The following is a 3,595-nucleotide window of genomic DNA, read 5'->3' on the forward strand; positions in this document are numbered from 1 at the left end:
CGGGATATTTGGGGACCAATGCAGGGGGCGAGCGTTGTGTTAGGTGTCCGGTGCCGCGCTGGCAGTGGTCTTGCTCAAGCCCGCCCGGCACGGTATCACGCCTGACCTGACGCCAGACCGAAGGAGCCCGCCCATGCGCGCCGAGACGCAGTCCACCATCGAGGCCATCCGCCGTTCGCTGACCCTGCTGGGCCAGCGGCTGGACTGGCAGACCGCGCCTCATCGTCTGGAAGAGATGAACGCCATGATCGAGGATGGCGATCTGTGGTCCGATCCTGCCCGCGCGCAAAAGCTGATGCGCGAGCGGCAGTCGCTGTCGGATGCGATCGAGACCTATCGCATGATCGAGGGCGATCTGTCCGCCAATGCCGAGATGATCGAACTGGCCGAGGCCGAGGGCGATGCCGATCTGGTGACCGAGGCCGAGGCCAATCTGAAGGCGCTGGCCACGATGTCCGCCCAGAAGGAGCTGGAGGCGCTGCTGAACGGTGAAGCCGATTCCAATGACACGTTCCTGGAAATCAACGCGGGTGCGGGCGGTACCGAAAGCTGTGACTGGGCGTCGATGCTGGCGCGCATGTATGTGCGTTGGGCCGAGAAGAAGGGCTATGAGGTCGAGTTGCTGTCGGAAACCCAGGGCGAGGAAACCGGCATCCGCAGCGCGGGATACAAGATCACCGGGCACAACGCCTATGGCTGGCTGAAATCGGAATCGGGCGTGCACCGGCTGGTGCGGATCAGCCCCTATGACAGCGCGGCGCGCCGGCACACATCGTTCAGCTCGATCTGGGTTTATCCGGTGGTGGACGACAATATCGAGATCGACATTCCCGATCGCGATATCCGCATCGATACCTATCGCAGTTCCGGCGCGGGCGGGCAGCACGTCAACACCACCGACTCGGCCGTGCGGATCACCCACCTTCCGACGAATATCGTCGTGACCAGTTCCGAAAAATCCCAGCACCAGAACCGCGCCAATGCCATGGCAGCGCTGAAGGCGCGCCTGTATCAGATGGAACTGGACCGCCGCAATGCCGAAGTGAACGCGCAGCATGCCGCCAAGGGCGATGCGGGTTGGGGCAACCAGATCCGGTCCTATGTCCTGCACCCCTATCAGATGGTCAAGGATCTGCGCACCGGCGAGGAGACCAGCGACACGCAGGGTGTGCTGGACGGCGATCTGGACCGCTTCATGGCCGCGACCCTGGCGCTGGACGTGGCAGGCAAGAGCCGGGCCGAGGCGAACGCCGACTGATTGGACAACCTGCCGCAAGGTCATGCCGCACTGCAGCATGAAACATGGAACTTGCCAGCTTTCCAGACGCTTCTATGATGCTGCAACTGCATCATCAGCGAAAGAGCATGGGCGATGGATCACAGACGCATCAACCTGGCCTTGCAAGGGGGCGGCGCGCATGGCGCCTTTACCTGGGGTGTTCTGGACCGGCTACTTGATGAGGAATGGCTGGAATTCTCGGCGATCAGCGGCACTTCAGCGGGGGCGCTGAACGGGGCGGCGCTGAAGGCGGGGCTGGCCGCCCATAAAGGTCTGGCGGGCCGCAGGGCCGCGCGCGAGAACCTTGACGCGCTGTGGTCGCAGATCGGCGCGATGAGCGACAATCGCGTCGTGCGCTGGATGTCCTCGCTGATGCCGATGCCGCGCGGGCTGCAGCGCTGGACCGAGCTGATATCCCCCGCGGCCTGGATGGACAATCTGACGCGGTTGTTCAGCCCTTATGATTACGGCCCGCTTTACGTCAATCCGCTTGGCCGGTTGCTGCGCGATCTGCCCTATGCCGATTTCGCCTGCGAGCCGGGGCCGCATCTGTATATCGCCGCGACCAATGTGCGCAGCGGGCGCATCAAGGTCTTTACCGGTGCGGGCGCCACGCCGGATGCGGTCATGGCCTCGGCCTGTCTGCCGACGCTGTTTCAGGCGGTCGAGATCTATGATCCCGACACCGACCGGATCGAGGCGTTCTGGGATGGCGGCTTCACCGGCAATCCGGCGCTGTTCCCGCTGTATCGAGATAGCCTGCCGCGTGACATCCTGATCGTGGCGATCAATCCGCTGATGCGCGACATTCTGCCCCGCAGCCCGGTCGAGATCGCCGATCGCGTGAATGAGGTCAGCTTCAACAGCTCGCTGATGTCGCAGCTGCGCGCGATCAATTTCGTCAAGCGCCTGCATGCGCAGGGCAAGCTGGACCCGGACACGATGAAGAACGTGCTGGTTCATCTGATCGATGACGATGCGCTGATGAACGATCTGTCGGCGCGGTCCAAATCGATGCCGCGCCCCGGTCTGCTGGCGTCGATGAAGGCGGCGGGTCAGACCGCCGCCGACAGCTTTCTGCATGATCACGCGGACAAGCTGAACCAGCGCGACAGCTTTGATCTGGCCGGGCTGTTTCCCAGCATGCGCCCGATCTGACGATCACGTCGCGGCCTTGGTCCCGGCCCCGACCCGTCGCCGGGCCGGGGCCGATCAAGCCCGCTTCAGGCGGCCATTGCCACGGCGATCCGCGCCCCAAGCCGGGCATTGTTCAGCACCAGCTGGATGTTCGAGGCCAGCGAGCGTCCCTCGGTCAGCTCGAAAATGCGCGACAGCAGGAAAGGCGTGACGGCCTTGGCGGCGATGCCCTGCGCCTGCGCCTCGGCCAAGGCCTGTTCGATCACCGGCATGATCACGTCTTGCGCGATCTCGGCATCCTCGGGGATCGGATTGGCGACTAGCTGTCCGCCCTTTAGCCCAAGCGCCGCGCGCATGTCCGCCGCCGCGGCGATCTGGGTGGGATCATCCATGCGCAACGGCGCGCGCAGCCCGGAATCCTGCGACCAGAACGCCGGCAGGTTGTCCTGACCAAAGGCGATGACCGGCACGCCAAGCGTTTCCAGAACCTCCCATGTCTTGGGCAGATCGAGGATCGCCTTGGCGCCTGCCGCCACCACCGTCACCGGGGTCTGCGCCAGTTCCTGCAGATCGGCTGAGATGTCAAAGCTGTCCTCGGCGCCGCGATGCACGCCGCCGATTCCGCCGGTCGCAAAGACCCGGATGCCCGCCAGATGCGCGCAGATCATCGTCGCGGCCACGGTTGTGGCGCCGGTGCGGCCATTGGCGATGCAGACGGCCAGATCGGCGCGGCTCAGCTTCATCGCCTCGGCAGGTGGGGTCTGGGCCAGGGCGCGCAACGCCTCGGGGGTCAGGCCGATATGGATGCGGCCCCCCATGACGGCGATCGTGGCGGGCGTGGCGCCGCCTTCGCGGATGACCGCCTCGACCTGTTCGGCCATCTCGAGGTTCTGCGGCCAGGGCATGCCATGGGTGATGATGGTCGATTCCAGCGCGACGACGGGGCGGCCATGGGCCAGCGCCTCGGCAACCTCGGGGGCGAAGGTCAGGGGAGCGTTATGGGTCATGGGACATCCTTTCCGGAAACATGGGCCGCCGAGGCTTCGACGGCCTGGCGTAGGGCCGCATCGCGCGGCTGGTGTTGGCGTTCGGCGGCCAGATGGGCGGCCAGAAAACAATCGCCCGCCCCGGTGACGCGGGCAACGGTCACGGCGGGGGGCTGGTGGGGCAGGGTGGGGG

General features: G+C 65.4%; 4 protein-coding genes. 2 read left to right on the forward strand and 2 right to left on the reverse strand.

Annotated elements, in window-relative coordinates:
- Nucleotides 1–133 precede the first annotated feature (133 nt).
- Both prfB and EG885_RS22010 read left to right on the forward strand, forming a co-directional pair.
- Nucleotides 134–1,258: a peptide chain release factor 2 gene (gene prfB, locus EG885_RS22005; protein WP_131578947.1), complete on the forward strand. Its 1,125-nt coding sequence runs from the start codon at nucleotides 134–136 to the stop codon at nucleotides 1,256–1,258.
- A gap of 114 nt (nucleotides 1,259–1,372) precedes the next feature.
- Entirely contained in the window at nucleotides 1,373–2,437 is a 1,065-nt protein-coding gene (locus EG885_RS22010; RefSeq protein WP_131578949.1) for a patatin-like phospholipase family protein, read from the forward strand.
- A gap of 65 nt (nucleotides 2,438–2,502) precedes the next feature.
- Here EG885_RS22010 and EG885_RS22015 read toward each other — a convergent pair whose 3' ends face one another.
- Nucleotides 2,503–3,423 (reverse strand): pseudouridine-5'-phosphate glycosidase, encoded by a 921-nt coding sequence (locus tag EG885_RS22015; RefSeq protein WP_131578951.1) that lies wholly within the window; start codon nucleotides 3,421–3,423, stop codon nucleotides 2,503–2,505.
- Nucleotides 3,420–3,587 carry a PfkB family carbohydrate kinase gene (locus EG885_RS22020; protein WP_423227226.1) on the reverse strand — a complete coding sequence of 56 codons (168 nt, stop codon included), beginning with the start codon at nucleotides 3,585–3,587 and terminating at the stop codon, nucleotides 3,420–3,422. The genes EG885_RS22015 and EG885_RS22020 overlap by 4 nt, the downstream gene beginning before the upstream one ends.
- Nucleotides 3,588–3,595 lie beyond the last annotated feature (8 nt).

Source organism: Paracoccus nototheniae, from assembly GCF_004335005.1.
Taxonomy (GTDB): domain Bacteria; phylum Pseudomonadota; class Alphaproteobacteria; order Rhodobacterales; family Rhodobacteraceae; genus Paracoccus; species Paracoccus nototheniae.